This is a genomic window from Gemmobacter denitrificans (genome assembly GCF_036964905.1).
Lineage (GTDB): Bacteria > Pseudomonadota > Alphaproteobacteria > Rhodobacterales > Rhodobacteraceae > Gemmobacter > Gemmobacter denitrificans.
The window spans coordinates 261,066-277,206 of the sequence record NZ_JBALHR010000004.1 but is presented as its reverse complement, the minus strand read 5'-3'; the positions used below and the strand labels follow the sequence as shown (position 1 = coordinate 277,206).

The following is a 16,141-nucleotide window of genomic DNA, read 5'->3' as shown; positions in this document are numbered from 1 at the left end:
CCATTTCGCGCCGCTTGATCCGGATCAAGGCCCCCGGTTCATAAAATGGCTAAGACAACAGCGAACGCGCCAGACCTTTGGGGAGGACAGCATGTCCCGCTTGATGATGGTAGTTTTTTCGATGGCCTCCACGGCGCTGATGGGGGCGGCCATCGTGGTTGCGCTGACCATGGGGATGGATACGCTGAAACCCATCGTGATTGCCGCCGCCATCGGCTTTGTTGCGGCACTGCCGGTCAGCTGGTTCGTGGCCCGTCAACTGGAAGGGTAAGACGGCCTCGATCCGCCTTTTGCGATAGCGCCGCCCCAAGCCCACATGCAGGGGTGGCGTCAGGTGCAATCGGGCGCATATCCTTTGGTTGGGATCCAATGCTGCGGCTTGTCGGCGGCATTGCGGTTGATAATCTGCCGCCGCAAACCCCGAACCGGAGACATCCATGTTCCCTGCCCGCCTGACTGCAACCCTTGTTGCTGCCACCCTTCTTTCCAGCCCTGCCCTGGCACAAAGCACCGATGTGTCCACCATCAAATGCGCCGATCTGGCAACGATGGATGCCGATGGCATTGCAACCCTGATGATCTGGGTGGATGGCTTCATGGGTGGTGCCGCCGAAGACCCGACCTTTGATCTTGACCGGCTGGGAACCAACATGGATGGCGCCGGAACGATCTGCGCCAACAATCCCGATATGTCGGTGATGGACGCCTTGGCACAGGCTGAAGGCCAGTAAAGCCCGTGACTGAAGCAGCCCGGGGCGACGGCGTGATGTCGCCCTTGGGCAAGCCCTGGCCGCCAGCCCTGCGCTAGGCAGGGGCATGGTATGGTTACGCATGATCCGGGACACCCGCGCACCGCTGGCTGCATTTGCGGCCATGGGGGTGATCTGGGGCAGCTATGCCGCTGTTCTGCCCGATCTGAAATCCCAATTGCAGGTGGATGAAACCCAGCTTGGCCTGCTGATGCTGCCAACGCCATTGGCGGCCGTGCTGGCCATGCTGGTGGCCCCGGCCATCGGTGTGGCACTTGGCCGGTTCGCGCTGCCACTGGCCGCAGCGGGGATGGCCTTTGCCTTTGCCGGTCCGGGTCAGGTGCATCAGGCATTGCTCTTTCCACTGGCAATGATGTCACTAGGGGCGGTCACCGGCCTGACCGATGTGCTGATGAATGCCCGCGTCTCGGCGATCGAGGCGGCGCGGGGGCAGCCGCTGATGAACCTCTGCCATGCGGGCTACAGCTTTGGCTATGCGGCGGGGGCGTTGCTCGCGGGGATTTTGCGCGACGCCGCCTGGCCCCCGAGCGCGGTGATGGGCACGATGGCATTGCTGGCCGGGGTGCTGGCCCTGCTGTGCCTGGAGCGCGATGGCCGGATCGAGGGCCTGGCCAAGCCCAAGGGCGCAGGCGGTGCCGGCCTCGGCTTGGTGCCGCTGATCGGCGGCGGCATCGTGCTGATCGCCTTTCTGACGGAAAATGCCGCCGAAAACTGGTCGGCCCTGCATATCGAACAGACCTTGGGCGGCGATCCGGCCCAAGGGGCGATGGGCCCGGCAGCGCTGGCACTGACCATGGGGTTTGCCCGGATCGCCGGTCAGGGTCTTTCGGCGCGGCTGGCACCGGGTGTGGTGCTGACGCTGGGTGCCGCCCTGTCCGCCTGTGGTATGTTGGGGGCGGCCTTTGCCACCAGCCCCGCCATGGCCCATGCCGGGTTCATCGTGATGGGGTTGGGATCGTCGGTGATCGCCCCGACCGCCTTCACGCTGGTGGGGCAGATGGCCCATCCCGAGGCCCGGGCCCGGGCTGTCGCCCGCGCCACGCTTTACGGCTATTTCGGTTATTTCTTCGGCCCGCCGATGCTGGGTTTTCTGGCAGGCAGTTTCGGGCTGCGCGCGGCCTTTGTCTTTGCGGCGGTGATGCTGCTGACGGTGCCGCTGCTGGCCCGGGTCTTGTTGCGGCGTTAGGCCCAGTCGCCCTCGAAATCCTTTGGCACCAGCAGATTATGCGCGCCAAGATTCTTGACGTCGCGTTCGCCGCACAGCGCCATGGTCACATCCAGTTCCTTGCGCATGATCTCCAGCGCGGTGCTTACCCCGGCCTGGCCCATCGCGCCCAGACCATAGATATAGCTGCGCCCGATCATCGTGCCATCGGCCCCCATGGCCAGCGCCTTGAGGATGTCCTGCCCCGACCGGATACCGCTGTCGATCCAGATTTCGGTCTGCCCCTTCACGGCGCGCACGACCGAAGGCAGGATGCGGATTGATGACAGCGCCCCGTCCAGCTGCCGACCGCCATGGTTCGACACTACAATGGCATCGGCGCCGAAATCGGCCGCGCGGCGGGCGTCATCTTCATCCAGCACCCCCTTCAGGACCAGCTTGCCACCCCATTTGTCACGGATACGGGCGATCTTGCCCCAGTCCAGCTTGGGATCGAACTGTTCATTGGTCCAGCTGGACAGCGACGACAGATCGCCCACGCCCTTGGCATGGCCGACGATATTGCCGAAGGTATGCCGCCTTGTGCCCAGCATCCCCATGCACCAGCGCGGCTTGGTCATCATGTTCAGGATATTGGGGATCGTCAGGCGCGGCGGGGCCGATAGCCCGTTCTTCAGATCCTTGTGCCGCTGACCGAGGATCTGCAGATCCAGCGTCAGCACCAGCGCCGAACAGCCCGCCTTGCGGGCGCGTTCGATGATATTGTCCACAAACTCTTCGTCCTGCATGACATAAAGCTGGAACCAGAACGGCTTGGTCGTATGTGCCGCCACATCCTCGATCGAGCAGATCGACATGGTGGACAGGGTGAAGGGCACGCCGAACGCCTCGGCCGCGCGGGCGGCCTTGATTTCGCCATCCGCCGATTGCATGCCGGTAAAGCCCACCGGCGCCAGCGCGACCGGCATGGCAACCTGCTGGCCCAGCATGCTGCCCGCGACCGAGCGGTTTGACATATCGACGGCCACCTTCTGCCGCAGACGGATGCGGGAGAAATCGCTGACATTTTCCCGGAATGTCTGTTCGGTATAACTGCCGCTTTCGGCATAATCATAGAACATCCGCGGCACGCGGCGGGCATGCAGGCGTTTCAGATCGTCGATGCAGGTGATGACGGGCATGGCGATATCCAATATTGGTTAGGTAACCTTACCAATATTGGATATCGCCATGCAAGTCTGTTGTCGAACCCAACTAGAATGACAGCGGGGTCAGGGCACCTCTGCCCGATCCTCCAACCCATAATCGCGGATCACCGCAGCCACACGCAGCCTGTAGTCGGAAAACAGCCCGCTGCGCCCGGCCTCTTGTGCGGAGCGGTGATCCGGGCTTTCGCGCCAGCGCCTTACTGCCTCCTCATCACGGAAGAACGACAGCGAAAGCAACTTGCCGGGCGTGGTCAGGCTTTGAAACCGTTCCACACCCAGAAAGCCGTCCACAGTCTCCAGCTCGGCCCGCAGCCGTGCCGCATGATCCAGATAGACCGCCATCGCGCCGGGGGCGGGCAGGACTTCGAAAATCACCGCGATCATGCGCCCGCCCCATGCGGGGCCGAGACCAGACGCAGAAAGGTACGATCCTCACGCAGCAGGAAACCTTCGCGCTGCGCAAATTCGTAATTCTGCCGCCCCAGCGGATCAGCCGCCAGCCTTGCACGATAGGCCTCGTATTCGGCCAGCGACGGGATGGTATAGATGCCATAGGCCAGGGTGGATGAACCTTCATGCGGTGCGAAATAGCCGATCAACCCGGCCCCGCAGCGCGGGATGGCCTGCCCCCAGGTGCGGGCGTAGGTTTCGAACTGCGCCTTTTTCGTCGGGTCGATGTGATAACGGATGATGCAGGTCAGCATGGTCTGTCCTTTCTGTTGCTGCCCCCTTCTGCCCGATTGCGTAACGCCAATGCTTCGGCCATGATCGAACTGTGGAGGTGCCATGAAAGACGGACCAGACCTTGCCCGCATCGCGGCGCTGATCGGCGATCCGGCGCGCGCCAATATGTTGACCGCCCTACTGGCTGGGGCGGCACTGACAGTCACCGAACTGGCCAATGAATCAGGGATCACCGTGCAGACCGCATCGGGCCATCTGGCGCGGCTGGCGGCGGGCGGGCTGGTCGAGGCCCGCATGTCGGGACGGCACAAGTATTATGCGCTGGCCGGGCCCGAGGTGGCGGGCGTGCTGGAATCCCTGCTGGGGCTGGCCGCCGCGCGGGGCCATCTGCGCCACCGCCCCGGCCCCCGGGATGAAGGCCTGCGCGCGGCACGGGTCTGTTACGACCATCTGGCCGGGGCGGCGGGGGTGCAACTGCATGACAGCCTGGTGGCACGCGGCCATCTGCTGCTGGGCCAGGACGGGCCTGTATTGACAGAGCCGGGGCGCGCTTTTCTGGCCGGGTTGGGCCTCAGCCTTGCCCCCAGCCGCCGCCCGCTGTGTCGGCAATGCCTGGACTGGAGCGAAAGGCGCAACCATCTGGCCGGCGCGCTTGGGGCGGCACTGTTGCAGCATATGCTGGGCCAGACATGGATCAGGCGGCCGGAGGGGGGCCGCCTGCTGCAGTTTTCCGATCAGGGTCGCCGCGCCTTTGACGCGGCCTTTCCGCCGGTTCAGGCCGAATGCGCGCCCGCGGCAAGATCGGCCACCCGGGCCAGAACCTGATCGACGGGCTTGCCCGCGCCGATTTCCTTCACGATGGCCGAGCCGACAACGCAGCCATCGGCGATGCCCGCAATGTCGCGCGCGTTTTCGGCGGTGGTGATGCCAAAGCCCACGATCACCGGCAGATCGGTCGCCGCCTTGATCCGCGCGACCTCGGGGGCCACATCGGCGGCCTGCGCCGCAGCGGCCCCCGTGATCCCGGTGATCGAGACATAATAGACAAAGCCGCTGGTATTCTGCAGCACCTTGGGCAGGCGCTTGTCATCGGTGGTGGGCGTGGCCAGACGGATGAAATTGATCCCCGCCGCCTGCGCCGGGATGCACAATTCGCTATCCTCTTCGGGTGGCAGATCGACCACGATCAGCCCGTCAATCCCGGCCTCGACCGCCTCGGCCAGAAAGCGATCCACACCGCGCGCATAGATCGGGTTGTAATAGCCCATCAGCACGATCGGCGTTTTCGTATCGCCCTTGCGGAAGGCGCGCACCATGTCCAGCACCTTGTCCATGGTCATGCCGCCATCCAGCGCGCGCTGCCCGGCCAGCTGGATCGTCGGGCCATCGGCCATCGGATCGGTGAAGGGCATGCCCAGCTCGATGATATCCACCCCTGCCCCCGGCAGGCCCTGCATCACCGCAAGCGAGGTGGCCACATCAGGATCGCCCCCCATGATATAGGCGACGAAGGCCTTCTTCCCCTCGGCCTTCAGCCGCGCGAACGTATCATCAATTCTGGTCATGGCCGGTCCCTTGAATGCCGCCTTGGGCTTGCACGGGACAAGGCCGGAAATCAAGGGGGGATGCAATCAAACTGCCCCGACCCAGATCGCAAAGGTCTCCAGCAGCGCAAGATAGCCCAACCCCACCCGGGCCGCGAAACCGCCAATACCCTGCCAAAGTGCCCAAGCCGCCCCGGCAAGAAGCAGGATCGGCAGCCACCAAAGCGTGGCCTGCGCCATAAAGCCCCGCACGGCATCCAGCGGGCTGTGGGGCGAGGCATCGATCCAGCGCGCGATGCGCCGACGTGGGCCTTGGGGAAGAAGCCCCTGCAACGCCAGCGCCGCAAGCAACAGATGCAGGGCTGTCGGCACAAGGGTGGAAAACAGGATCATGTAAAGCCACCAGTAATCGCCGGGGCTTGCCCGCAAACCCGCAAACAACGCAGGCAGATCCACCAGCGGCGCATTGGCCAGGGCATTCAGCGCCGCAATCACCGCCAGCATCGTGGCCCCCAGCCCGGCAAAAAGCAGCGCGCCAATCCCAAGGTCCAACAGGCCCAGCAGCAGCGCCCAACGGGTCGCCAGCCCCTTGCGCATCGTGGCCAGGGTGGCGGCATAGGACAGGGCGTCGAAAAGGCCGTTGATGAGGGGCAAAACGGCTAGGAAAACGATCATCGCCTTGCGACCTGTTGTTAGTGCGCTTGCGTCGACAAAGCGCACGAGGATTGCCAAGCCAAGCGACCACCAAAACAGCAAGTAGATGACTGCGCCACCCGGGCGGCTAGTTTCCCAAAGAAAACCCAGTGTGAGCGTGAATGCGAATGCGAATACCAGTGCTAGCGCCCCTGCGCCCTCGCCAGAAAACGCACCAGCAAGTGCGAAGGCTCCCGCGATTACCACTGCGTATCCGAATGCATATGCGCCAGTGAACGCATATGAGAATGCAAATGCAAATGCGACCGCGTATCCGCCTGCGAATGCGTATTCTGCAGCGAAAGTGTATGCAAATGCGAATGCTGATGCGAGTGCAAACATTGGCAGCCAGTCAGCGGCATTTCGCCAGAACCGCCGCGCATTTGAGCGCGCCAGATGCCTGCCCAGAAAACCCGAAGTCAGGATAACAAGCTGCCCCAGAACAACCGCGCGATCCGGCCAGAATGGGCTGGCCGGGAACACCACGATCCCCGCGCCCAGGACAGCATCGCCGCCAAACAGCCAGGGCCGTAGCAGCGCCAGCACCGGATAGGCCACCGCCAGCAAAAGAGCGAAGTTCAGCACCCGCCATGTCAGCGCCATGCGCATCAACCGCCGCAGGGGCGCGGTTTCGGGGGGCGGGCGCAAGGTGCCGTCTGGCCCCGGCTCCATCCGCCCCAGCCGGTGCCAGAGCCAGGTGTTCAGAGGCCGCGCCAGATAGAGGTAAACCTGAGTATAGCGGCGATGGCGCAGCGTGGCGGACAGATAGGTACGACGTTCCGTATCGGCCTGCATCAGCAAGGCCACAAGCGCCAATCCCAGCCAGAGGATGAAGGCCAGCCAATGCCAGGCCACGGCCCCAAATGTCTGGAACGCAACGCCCAGCAGGCCTGCGGCCACCGTCCAGACGGCAAGCGTTATGGAAATTGTCTTGTCAATCGTCCAGTTCATCCCTGCATTCAACTTTGGCGAAAGCCGAAACGCAAGGGCGGCAAAGCCGCGCTTGATCCTATCCCCCATCCCCCATAAAAGCGCGCCAAAGGTCAAAGGAGCGGGAACATGGGCTTCAAGATGGGCATTGTCGGGCTGCCGAATGTGGGCAAGTCCACGCTCTTCAACGCGCTGACGCGCACGGCTGCCGCGCAGGCCGCCAACTTCCCCTTCTGCACCATCGAACCCAACGTGGGCGAAGTGGCGGTGCCAGATGCGCGGCTGGACAAGCTGGCGGCGATTGCGGGCTCCAAACAGATCATCCCGACCCGGATGACCTTTGTGGATATTGCGGGCCTCGTGCGCGGGGCATCAAAAGGCGAAGGTCTGGGCAACCAGTTCCTCGCCAATATCCGCGAATGCGACGCGATTGCCCATGTGCTGCGCTGCTTTGAAGATGGCGACATCACCCATGTGGAAGGCCGGATTGATCCGGTCGCCGATGCCGAAACCATCGAGACCGAGCTGATGCTGGCCGATATGGAATCGATCGAGCGCCGTCTGGCCAGCCTGTCGAAAAAGCTGCGCGGCGGCGATCAGGAGACGCTGGATCAGGACCGCCTGCTGCGCGCCGCACTGGCCGCGCTGAACGAGGGCAAGCCCGCCCGCACCGTGCAGGTGGCGGCGGATGACCAGAAGCAATGGCGCATGCTGCAACTGCTGACGGCCAAGCCCGTGCTGTTTGTCTGCAATGTCGAGGAATCGAAGGCCGCCGAGGGCAACAGCCAATCCGCCCGCGTGGCCGAGATGGCGGCCAAGCAAGGCGCGGCCTCGGTGGTGATTTCGGCCAAGATCGAGGAAGAGATCAGCCAGCTTTCCGATGACGAAGCCGCGATGTTCCTGGAGGAAATGGGGCTGGCCGAGGCGGGTCTGGATCGCCTGATCCGCGCGGGCTATGCCCTGCTGGGCCTGCGCACCTATTTCACCGTCGGCCCGAAAGAGGCCCGCGCCTGGACGATCCTGTCAGGGATGCTGGCTCCGCAGGCGGCGGGCGTTATCCATGGCGATTTTGAAAAGGGCTTCATCCGCGCCGAAACCGTCGCCTATGACGATTACATCGCCCACAAGGGCGAGGCGGGCGCCAAGGAGGCGGGCAAGTTCCGGGTGGAAGGCAAGACCTATGAGGTGAAGGACGGCGACGTTCTGCACTTCCTGTTCAACGGCTGATAAGGCGCGCGCAGCCCGCCGGAGGGGCCTGAAGACGGGCCTTTCCGCTTGCCATCCGCACGATTCCCGGATAATGCCCGCCGATCCGTCACGCACCCTTGGAGGGTGACGGATGATTGCAATGCCAACGATGGAGAATACAATGGCAAGCAAGATCGAAGATCTGCACGCCGAGCTGCGCGCGGGGACGGGCAAGGGGGCCGCTCGCCAGGCACGCCGGCAGGGGCTCGTCCCCGGCATCGTCTATGGGGACAAGCAGGACCCGATGCCGATCAACATGAACTACAACACCCTGCTGAAGCGTCTGAAGCAAGGCCGTTTCCTTTCGACCCTGTTCAACCTGAAAGTCGAAGGCCAGGGCGACGTGCATGTCGTCTGCCGCGGCGTTCAGCGCGATGTGGTCAAGGACCTGCCGACCCACGTGGATTTCATGCGTCTGCACGATGACAGCCGCATCAACCTGTTCATCCATGTGACCTTCATCAACCACGACGCGGCCCCCGGGCTGAAGCGTGGCGGCACCCTGACCGTGGTACGTCCGGAAGTGGAACTGGAAGTTCTGGCTTCGGACATCCCGTCGGAAATCGTCGTGGACCTGACCGGCAAAAACTTCGGCGATGTGATCCACATCAATGACGTGACCCTGCCGAACGGCGCCAAACCGACCATCGACCGGAACTTCGTCATCGCCAACGTGACCGCACCTTCGGGCCTGGTCGCAGACGAGTAATCCGGCCCCCTTGTGGGACCGGCAACGCGGCGGGGGCAACCCTGCCGCGTTTTCTTTTATGCGGCCTCAGGTCAGAAAGCGGCGCACCAGCCCGATCATCCGCCGCGCCCGTCTGCCATAGGGCGGGAACAGCAGTGACAGGGGTGAAAAGCGGTTTTCCAGCACCGCCTTTTCATGACTGAAGGCCCGAAAGCCCCAATGCCCATGCGCGGCCCCGATGCCCGAACTGTTCACCCCGCCAAAGGGGAGGCCCGCATGGGAGAATTGCAGCAGGGTCAGGTTCACCCCCACCGACCCAGACGAGGTTTCGGCGATGATCCTGTCGATCCGGCTGCGGTCGGTATCAAAGACATAGAGGGCCAGTGGCTTGGGCCGGGCATTGATCCGACCGATCACCGCATCCAAAGCGCCATAGCGGATGATCGGCAGGATGGGGCCAAAGATTTCCTCGCGATCCAGCGCGCAATCGGGGGCCAATGCCTCGATCAGCGTGGGTTCGATGCGACGTGCCTCCGACGCACCGCCCAGCACCAGCCGCGCACCCTGAGCCTGCGCCTCGGCCAGATGCCCGGTCAGCCGGGCCGCATGGCGGGGGCTGACAATCTGCGCCAGATCGGGCGAGCCTAGCCCCTTGGGATACATGCCTGCGATGGCCCGCCGCAATTCCGTGCCGAAGGCTTCGGCCACGCTGTCGGCCACAAACACATGATCAGGGGCAATGCAGGTCTGGCCGGCATTGCTGAACTTGCCAAAGGCGATCCAGCGCGCCGCCCGGGTCAGATCGGCCCCCGGCCCGACAATGGCGGGCGATTTCCCCCCCAGTTCCAACGTGACAGAGGCCAATGACCGCGCCGCCGCCGCCATGACGATCCGGCCCACCTCGGGGCTGCCGGTGAAGAAGATATGGTCAAAGGGCTGGGCCAGAAGCTCTTCGGCCACTTCCTTGCCGCCTTCGATCACGGTCACAAGGTCGGGCGGAAAGGCGCTGGCGACCAGCCGCGCCAGCACGGCAGAGGTGGCGGGCGTCAGCTCCGAGGGCTTCAGCACCGCGCTGCACCCCGCGGCCAGGGCCGAAACCAGCGGACCAAGCGCCAGACTGACCGGATAGTTCCATGGGGCGATGATCAGCGCGGCGCCTTTGGTTTCGGGCCGCAGCCGGGCCACGGTGCCCAGGCCGGCCAACCCGCCCGCCTGCCGCCGCGCCCGCATCCATCCGGGCAAGGCCCGCCGCGCATGCGTGATCTCGGCCAGGGTCGGCACGATTTCCAGCAGGGTGAATTCGGCAGGATGCTTGCCCATGTCCTGGGCCACGGCGGCCTGCAGATCGGCCTCATGCGCGATGATCGCGCGGCGCAGATCGGCCAGCGCCTGCCGCCGTTCTGCCAGGCCGAATCGCAGCCGCCGCGCCGCCACCTGCGCCTTTTGTGCGGCCACTGTCGCGGCAATTGTCGCTGTCATGGCATGTCCTCCCCTGCCCTGCCGCGACAGGCTAACAGCCTTGTGCGCGATCTGCAGATGAACGCCGCGTCAGCGGGGAACCGATTCCGGCGCGGTTAATCTTTTCCACAGATTCGGTGCCTATCACATGGGTCGCTTTACAGAACTGTCACAAAACTTCGGCATAGGGTTCACAAATGCCCGCTAGTCGAAGCAACAAGGGCGGCCCACCGCCACCCTGACGACAAGCAGCCTGTAGTGGCAAAACCCAAGGAGCCTCCGATGAAACTGCTCTCGCTCACGACTTCGACCCTCGCGGTCGCAGCGCTCTCGACCGGCGTGGCCTATGCCCGCGACAACGTCCAGATCGCTGGTTCCTCGACCGTTCTGCCCTATGCGCAGATCGTTGCCGAAGCCTTCGGCGAAAACACCGATTTCCCGACCCCGGTCGTGGAAGGTGGCGGTTCGGGCGCCGGCCGCAAGAAACTGTGCGAAGGTGTGGGCGAAAACACCATCGACATCGCGAACTCCTCGTCGCGCATCAAGCAGTCGGACATCGACCTCTGCGCCCAGAACGGCGTGACCGAGATCATGGAAGTCCGCATCGGCTATGACGGGATCGTTTTCGCCTCTGACGTGGCTGGCCCGGAATTTGCCTATACGCCGACCCATTGGTTCAACGCTCTGGCCAAGGACATCGTGAAGGACGGCCAGATCGTCGCCAACCCGAACAAGACCTGGGCTGACGTTGACGCTGCTCTGCCGGCACAGGACATCCTGGCCTTCATCCCGGGCACCAAGCACGGCACCCGCGAAGTGTTCGACGAAAAAGTGATCGTGCAGGGCTGCGAAGACTCGGGCGCTTATGAAGCCTTCAAGGCTGCCAATGGCGGCGACGAAGACAAGGCCGAGGAAGCCTGCATGGCGCTGCGCACCGACGGTCTGTCGGTTGACATCGACGGCGACTACACCGAGACCCTGGCCCGCATCGACGCTGCCAAGAACGCCATCGGCGTGTTCGGCCTGTCGTTCTACCAGAACAACACCGACAAGCTGCGCGTCGCCACCATGAACGGCGTTGTGCCTTCGGTCGAAACCATCTCGTCGGGCGACTACCCGGTGTCGCGCCCGCTGTACTTCTACGTCAAGAACGCCCACCTGGGTGTGATCCCCGGCCTGCAGGAATATGTTGAATTCTTCATGTCGGATGACATCGCTGGCCCCGATGGCCCGCTGGCTGCCTATGGTCTGGTGTCGGACCCGGAACTGGCCAAGACCCAGGAAATGATCGCCAACAAGACCCCGATGGGTCCGCTGAAGTGATCTGACACGATCCGGGGGGCGCCTTCGGGCGCCCCTTTCGTCTTTTCGCCGCTGTTGTATTCCCAAAGCAATCGGACATTCCATGAGCGTCGGCCTTCTGTCCCTGATCGTGCTTGGCCTAGGGCTGGCAGGATTTTTCATCGGGCGCATGCGTGCGCTGCAAAGCGCCGGGGGCAACCCCCGCGAGCTTCATTCACTGCCGGGCTATTACGGCCAGGCGGTCTTTCTGTTCACGGCCGTGCCCGCTTTCGCATTGATGACGCTGTGGCTGCTGGTTCAGGCCCCGCTGATCGAAAGCCGCGTCGTCGGCATGCTGGGCACCCAGATCGCCCCCGATGCGACCACAGCGCAGCTGGTCATGGCCGATGTGCGCCGGATTGCCGGGGGCCTTGATGCCCTGCAGGCCGCCGGGCAGTTGTCCGACCAGCAGATCGTCGATATGCGCGCCGATCTGTCCGATATCCGGGGCCGTCTGGCTTCGGTGGGCGTAGCCCTTGGGTCTGAGGTGAAGCCCGAAGTGTTCGAGGCTGCCAAGGCCTACAAGAACATGCAGAAATCCGGTGCCTTCGCGATGAGCATCGTGGTCATTCTGGCCGCGCTGGCGGGCCTGTCGGTCGCGCTGATGCGCACCAACCGCGAGTTCCGTGCCCGCAACGTGACCGAACGCTTCGTGCTGTGGCTGTTCATTGCTGCGGCCGGGATCGCCATTCTGACCACGGTCGGCATCGTGCTGTCGATGCTGTCGGAATCGATCCGCTTCTTCGGCATGTATCCGATCACCGAATTCTACTTTGGCACCGTCTGGAACCCGCAATTCCGGGGCGGGTCGGAGCTGGGCTTCCTGCCACTGCTGTGGGGGACGCTGTACATCACCGTGGTGTCGATGCTGGTGGCCGTGCCGCTGGGTCTGTTCGCCGCGATCTACACTGCCGAATATGCGCCCAAGAAGGTGCGCAATGTCATCAAGCCGCTGATCGAGGTGATCGCAGGCATCCCCACCGTGGTGTTCGGCCTGTTCGCGCTGGTGACGGTCGGCCCGCTGCTGCGCGACTATTTCGCCCAACCGACCGGCCTGGGCGACTCCGGGTCTTCAGTGATGACCGCCGGGATCGTGATCGGTATCCTGAACATCCCCTTCATCTCGTCGTTGACCGATGACATCATCAATTCGGTCCCGCAATCCATGCGCGACGGGTCGCTGGGTCTGGGGGCCACCAAATCGGAAACCATCCGTCAGGTGGTTCTGCCTGCCGCCCTGCCCGGCATCATGGGTGCGGTGCTGATGGCGGCCAGCCGCGCGATCGGGGAAACCATGATCGTGACCATGGGCGCGGGTGCAGTTGCGAAACTGTCGCTCAACCCGTTCGAAGCGATGACCACCATGACGGTGAAGATCGTGGGTCAGCTGACCGGTGACACCGAGTTCAACTCGCCCGAAACGCTGGTGGCCTTCGCACTTGGCATCACGCTGTTCCTCATCACCCTCGGCCTGAACGTTCTCGCGCTCTTCATTGTGCGCAAGTACCGGGAGCAATACGAATGACCGATACCGCAACGCCCGGCCCCGCGCGGCAGATGCATGGCTCGCTTTACGAGCAAAGCAGCCTGATGAAGCGCCGCAACTCCGCCGAGACCCGTTTCCGCACCTATGGCATCCTTGCTGTTGTCGTGGCCCTGCTGACGCTGGCAATCATGCTCTTCACCATCTTCCGCGATGGCGTGTCGGCCTTCCGTCAGACGACGGTCGCCTTCCCGGTGGAAATCACCGAAACTGTTGTGGACAAGAAGGGCACCCGCAACCGCGACGACATGGCCAAGGTCACCACGGTGGGCTATGGCAAGCTGCTGGCGGCAGGCCTGCTGGCTGAAATTCAGGCCCGCGGCATCGACACCGCCGGGATGTCCGAAAAGGACATCACGAACATGCTGTCGAAGGACGGCCCGGCCCAGCTGCGCGATCAGGTCCTGGCCGATACGTCGCTGGTCGGCCAGACCATTGATGTGAAGATCTACACCAACGGCCGGATCGACGGCTATATCAAGGGCCGCGTCACCCGTGAAACCGCCGAGCGCGATTCCAACGTGACCCCGGCACAGCTTGATCTGGCCGACCGCCTGCGTGATGCCGGTATCCTGTCCACCGGCTTCAACATGGGGTTCCTGACCAACCCTGACGCGTCTGATACCCGGCCAGAAGCTGCCGGCCTGGGCGTGGCAATCATCGGATCGCTGTATCTGATGGCGCTGGTGCTGATCTTCACCCTGCCTGTCGGTGTGGCAGCCTCGATCTATCTTGAGGAATTCGCCCCCAAGAACCGCATCACCGACCTGATCGAGGTGAATATCTCCAACCTTGCCGCCGTGCCGTCGATCGTGTTCGGTATTCTGGGTCTGGCGATCTTCATCAACTTTGGCGGTCTGCCGCAATCTTCGGCGCTTGTCGGGGCACTGGTGATCTCGCTGATGACGCTGCCGACCATCATCATCGCCACCCGTTCCGCGATCCGCGCTGTTCCGCCGTCGATCCGCGATGCGGCGCTTGGCATCGGTGCGTCGAAGATGCAGACGGTGTTCCACCATGTGCTGCCGCTGGCCGCACCAGGCATCCTGACCGGCACCATCCTTGGTCTGGCATCGGCGCTTGGCGAAACCGCGCCGCTGCTGCTGGTGGGCATGGTGGCCTTCGTGACCAACTACCCCGCAGGCCCGTTTGACGGGGGCGTGATGGACCCGGCAACCGCCCTGCCCGTGCAGGTCTATTCCTGGGCCTCGCGTGCCGATCCGGCCTTCCTTGAACGCTCGTCCGGTGCGATCATCGTGCTGCTTGTGTTCCTTGTCATCATGAACGCGGCCGCCATCCTGCTGCGCCGCCGCTTCGAACGTCGCTGGTAAGGTGAGCCAAATGAACGATATGCGAATTGTGGAGAGAACCGTGTCCACCGAGACCGCGAAAATGACCGCCCGTGGCGTCCAGGTTTATTATGACGAAAACCACGCATTGAAGGATGTCGATGCCGATATCCTGGCCAATACCGTGACGGCCTTCATCGGCCCCTCGGGCTGCGGCAAATCCACCTTCCTGCGTTGCCTCAACCGCATGAACGACACCGTTTCGGTGGCGCGCGTGGTGGGCGAGATCAAGCTGGATGGCGAGGATATCTATGACAAGCGCGTCGATCCGGTGACACTGCGCGCCCGGGTCGGCATGGTGTTCCAGAAGCCGAACCCCTTCCCCAAGTCGATCTATGACAATGTGGCCTACGGCCCCAAGATCCACGGCCTGACCCGCAACAAGGCGGAAATGGACGAGATCGTCGAGACCAGCCTGCGGAAGGCCGCGCTCTGGAACGAGGTGAAGGACCGGCTGAATGCGCCCGGCACTGGCCTGTCGGGTGGTCAGCAGCAGCGCCTGTGTATTGCCCGCGCGGTTGCCACCAGCCCCGAAGTCCTGCTGATGGACGAACCCTGTTCGGCCCTTGACCCCATCGCCACGGCGCAGGTCGAAGAGCTGATCGACGAGTTGCGGGCCCATTTCTCGGTGGTGATCGTGACGCACTCGATGCAGCAGGCCGCGCGGGTCAGCCAGCGCACCGCCTTCTTCCATATGGGGCATCTGGTGGAATACGGCGAAACCGGCCAGATCTTCACCAATCCCAAGGACCCGCGGACCGAGTCCTACATCACCGGCCGGATCGGCTGAGGAGTACGTGCGATGATGAACACCGATCCCCATATCCGTTCTGCCTTTGATCACGATCTGGAAGCCGTGCAGGCCATGGTCATGAAGATGGGCGGTCTGGTCGAGGCGGCGATGCTGGATGCGGCTCAGGCGCTGGATACCCGGGACGCCGAACTGGCCGCCCGGGTTCGCGAAGGCGACAAGGCCATTGACTCGCTGGAAGAGCAGATCCAGACTGAATGCGCCCGTCTGATCGCCCTGCGTGGCCCCACCGCCAGCGACCTGCGCACCGTGCTGAGCGTGATGCGTATTGCCGCCAATCTGGAACGCTGCGGCGATTATGCCAAGAACATGGCCAAGCGCAGCACCGTTCTGGCCGACATGCCCGTCGTGCCCGGTGCCACTGGCAGCGTGCGCCGCATGACCAAATCGGTCGTTGGCCTGCTGAAGGATGCGCTGGACGCCTATATCGCCCGTGACGCCGCGATGGCCGATGATGTGCGTCGCCGCGACCGCGAGGTCGATCAGATGTATGACGGGCTGTTTCGCGAATTCCTGACGCATATGATGGAAGACGCGCGCAACATCAGCGCCAGCATGCATTTGCATTTCATCGCCAAGAACATCGAGCGCGTGGGCGACCATGCGACCGGGATCGCCGAACAGGTGATCTATCTGGTCACGGGCAGGCTGCCCGAGGAAGAGCGCCCGAAAGGGGCCAACCCGTCCCAGTTCGGCGCGGCGGAGTGAC

General features: G+C 63.6%; 17 protein-coding genes. 11 read left to right on the top strand and 6 right to left on the bottom strand.

Annotated features, from left to right (window positions below; genetic code table 11):
• Nucleotides 1-91: 91 nt before the first annotated feature.
• The 3 genes from V6590_RS09430 (at nt 92) to V6590_RS09420 (ending at nt 1,956) form a co-directional block, all read left to right on the top strand.
• A complete protein-coding gene (locus tag V6590_RS09430) occupies nt 92-271 on the top strand; it encodes a CTP synthetase (RefSeq protein ID WP_335422251.1) in 180 nt (59 codons plus the stop codon).
• A gap of 166 nt (nt 272-437) precedes the next feature.
• A complete protein-coding gene (locus V6590_RS09425) occupies nt 438-731 on the top strand; it encodes an HdeA/HdeB family chaperone (RefSeq protein WP_335422249.1) in 294 nt (97 codons plus the stop codon).
• Between the two features lie 100 nt (nt 732-831).
• Nucleotides 832-1,956 carry an MFS transporter gene (locus V6590_RS09420; RefSeq protein ID WP_335422247.1) on the top strand — a complete coding sequence of 375 codons (1,125 nt, stop codon included), beginning with the start codon at nt 832-834 and terminating at the stop codon, nt 1,954-1,956.
• Here the strand turns inward: V6590_RS09420 and V6590_RS09415 are convergent.
• The 3 genes from V6590_RS09415 to V6590_RS09405 form a co-directional block, all read right to left on the bottom strand.
• Nucleotides 1,953-3,116, bottom strand: a complete 1,164-nt coding sequence (locus V6590_RS09415) for an alpha-hydroxy acid oxidase (RefSeq protein WP_335422245.1) — start codon at nt 3,114-3,116, stop codon at nt 1,953-1,955. The genes V6590_RS09420 and V6590_RS09415 overlap by 4 nt on opposite strands.
• Nucleotides 3,117-3,206: 90 nt before the next feature.
• Complete coding sequence (locus V6590_RS09410) at nt 3,207-3,527, bottom strand: antibiotic biosynthesis monooxygenase family protein (protein ID WP_335422243.1); 321 nt, start codon at nt 3,525-3,527, stop codon at nt 3,207-3,209.
• Nucleotides 3,524-3,847, bottom strand: a complete 324-nt coding sequence (locus V6590_RS09405) for an NIPSNAP family protein (protein WP_335422241.1) — start codon at nt 3,845-3,847, stop codon at nt 3,524-3,526. The genes V6590_RS09410 and V6590_RS09405 overlap by 4 nt, the downstream gene beginning before the upstream one ends.
• A gap of 82 nt (nt 3,848-3,929) precedes the next feature.
• On the opposite strand from V6590_RS09405, the gene V6590_RS09400 reads away from it, so the two are divergent.
• The gene (locus V6590_RS09400) at nt 3,930-4,652 is read left to right on the top strand and encodes an ArsR/SmtB family transcription factor (protein ID WP_335422240.1); all 723 of its coding nucleotides are present in this window, start codon (nt 3,930-3,932) and stop codon (nt 4,650-4,652) included.
• Here the strand turns inward: V6590_RS09400 and trpA are convergent.
• Both trpA and V6590_RS09390 read right to left on the bottom strand, forming a co-directional pair.
• Nucleotides 4,601-5,392, bottom strand: a complete 792-nt coding sequence (trpA, locus tag V6590_RS09395) for a tryptophan synthase subunit alpha (RefSeq protein ID WP_335422238.1) — start codon at nt 5,390-5,392, stop codon at nt 4,601-4,603. The genes V6590_RS09400 and trpA overlap by 52 nt on opposite strands.
• 66 nt (nt 5,393-5,458) lie before the next feature.
• The gene (locus V6590_RS09390; RefSeq protein ID WP_335422236.1) at nt 5,459-7,015 is read right to left on the bottom strand and encodes a hypothetical protein; all 1,557 of its coding nucleotides are present in this window, start codon (nt 7,013-7,015) and stop codon (nt 5,459-5,461) included.
• A gap of 108 nt (nt 7,016-7,123) precedes the next feature.
• Between V6590_RS09390 and ychF the strand changes: the two genes are divergently transcribed.
• Both ychF and V6590_RS09380 read left to right on the top strand, forming a co-directional pair.
• Nucleotides 7,124-8,221, top strand: coding sequence for a redox-regulated ATPase YchF (gene ychF, locus V6590_RS09385; protein ID WP_335422234.1), 1,098 nt, complete (start codon nt 7,124-7,126; stop codon nt 8,219-8,221).
• Between the two features lie 142 nt (nt 8,222-8,363).
• Nucleotides 8,364-8,951 carry a 50S ribosomal protein L25/general stress protein Ctc gene (locus V6590_RS09380; protein ID WP_335422232.1) on the top strand — a complete coding sequence of 196 codons (588 nt, stop codon included), beginning with the start codon at nt 8,364-8,366 and terminating at the stop codon, nt 8,949-8,951.
• A gap of 66 nt (nt 8,952-9,017) precedes the next feature.
• Here V6590_RS09380 and V6590_RS09375 read toward each other — a convergent pair whose 3' ends face one another.
• Nucleotides 9,018-10,409, bottom strand: coding sequence for an aldehyde dehydrogenase family protein (locus tag V6590_RS09375; protein WP_335422230.1), 1,392 nt, complete (start codon nt 10,407-10,409; stop codon nt 9,018-9,020).
• A gap of 261 nt (nt 10,410-10,670) precedes the next feature.
• On the opposite strand from V6590_RS09375, the gene V6590_RS09370 reads away from it, so the two are divergent.
• The 5 genes from V6590_RS09370 to phoU all read left to right on the top strand — a co-directional run bounded on the left by V6590_RS09370 (nt 10,671) and on the right by phoU (nt 16,140).
• Nucleotides 10,671-11,711, top strand: coding sequence for a substrate-binding domain-containing protein (locus V6590_RS09370; protein WP_335422228.1), 1,041 nt, complete (start codon nt 10,671-10,673; stop codon nt 11,709-11,711).
• 82 nt (nt 11,712-11,793) lie between these two features.
• On the top strand, nt 11,794-13,254 hold the full coding sequence (pstC, locus tag V6590_RS09365; RefSeq protein WP_335422226.1) for a phosphate ABC transporter permease subunit PstC: 1,461 nt from the start codon (nt 11,794-11,796) through the stop codon (nt 13,252-13,254).
• Nucleotides 13,251-14,603: a phosphate ABC transporter permease PstA gene (gene pstA / locus V6590_RS09360; protein WP_335422224.1), complete on the top strand. Its 1,353-nt coding sequence runs from the start codon at nt 13,251-13,253 to the stop codon at nt 14,601-14,603. The genes pstC and pstA overlap by 4 nt, the downstream gene beginning before the upstream one ends.
• Nucleotides 14,604-14,622: 19 nt before the next feature.
• A complete protein-coding gene (gene pstB / locus V6590_RS09355; RefSeq protein WP_434063246.1) occupies nt 14,623-15,411 on the top strand; it encodes a phosphate ABC transporter ATP-binding protein PstB in 789 nt (262 codons plus the stop codon).
• A 15-nt stretch (nt 15,412-15,426) separates the two neighbouring features.
• Nucleotides 15,427-16,140: a phosphate signaling complex protein PhoU gene (gene phoU / locus V6590_RS09350; protein WP_335422515.1), complete on the top strand. Its 714-nt coding sequence runs from the start codon at nt 15,427-15,429 to the stop codon at nt 16,138-16,140.
• Nucleotide 16,141 lies beyond the last annotated feature (1 nt).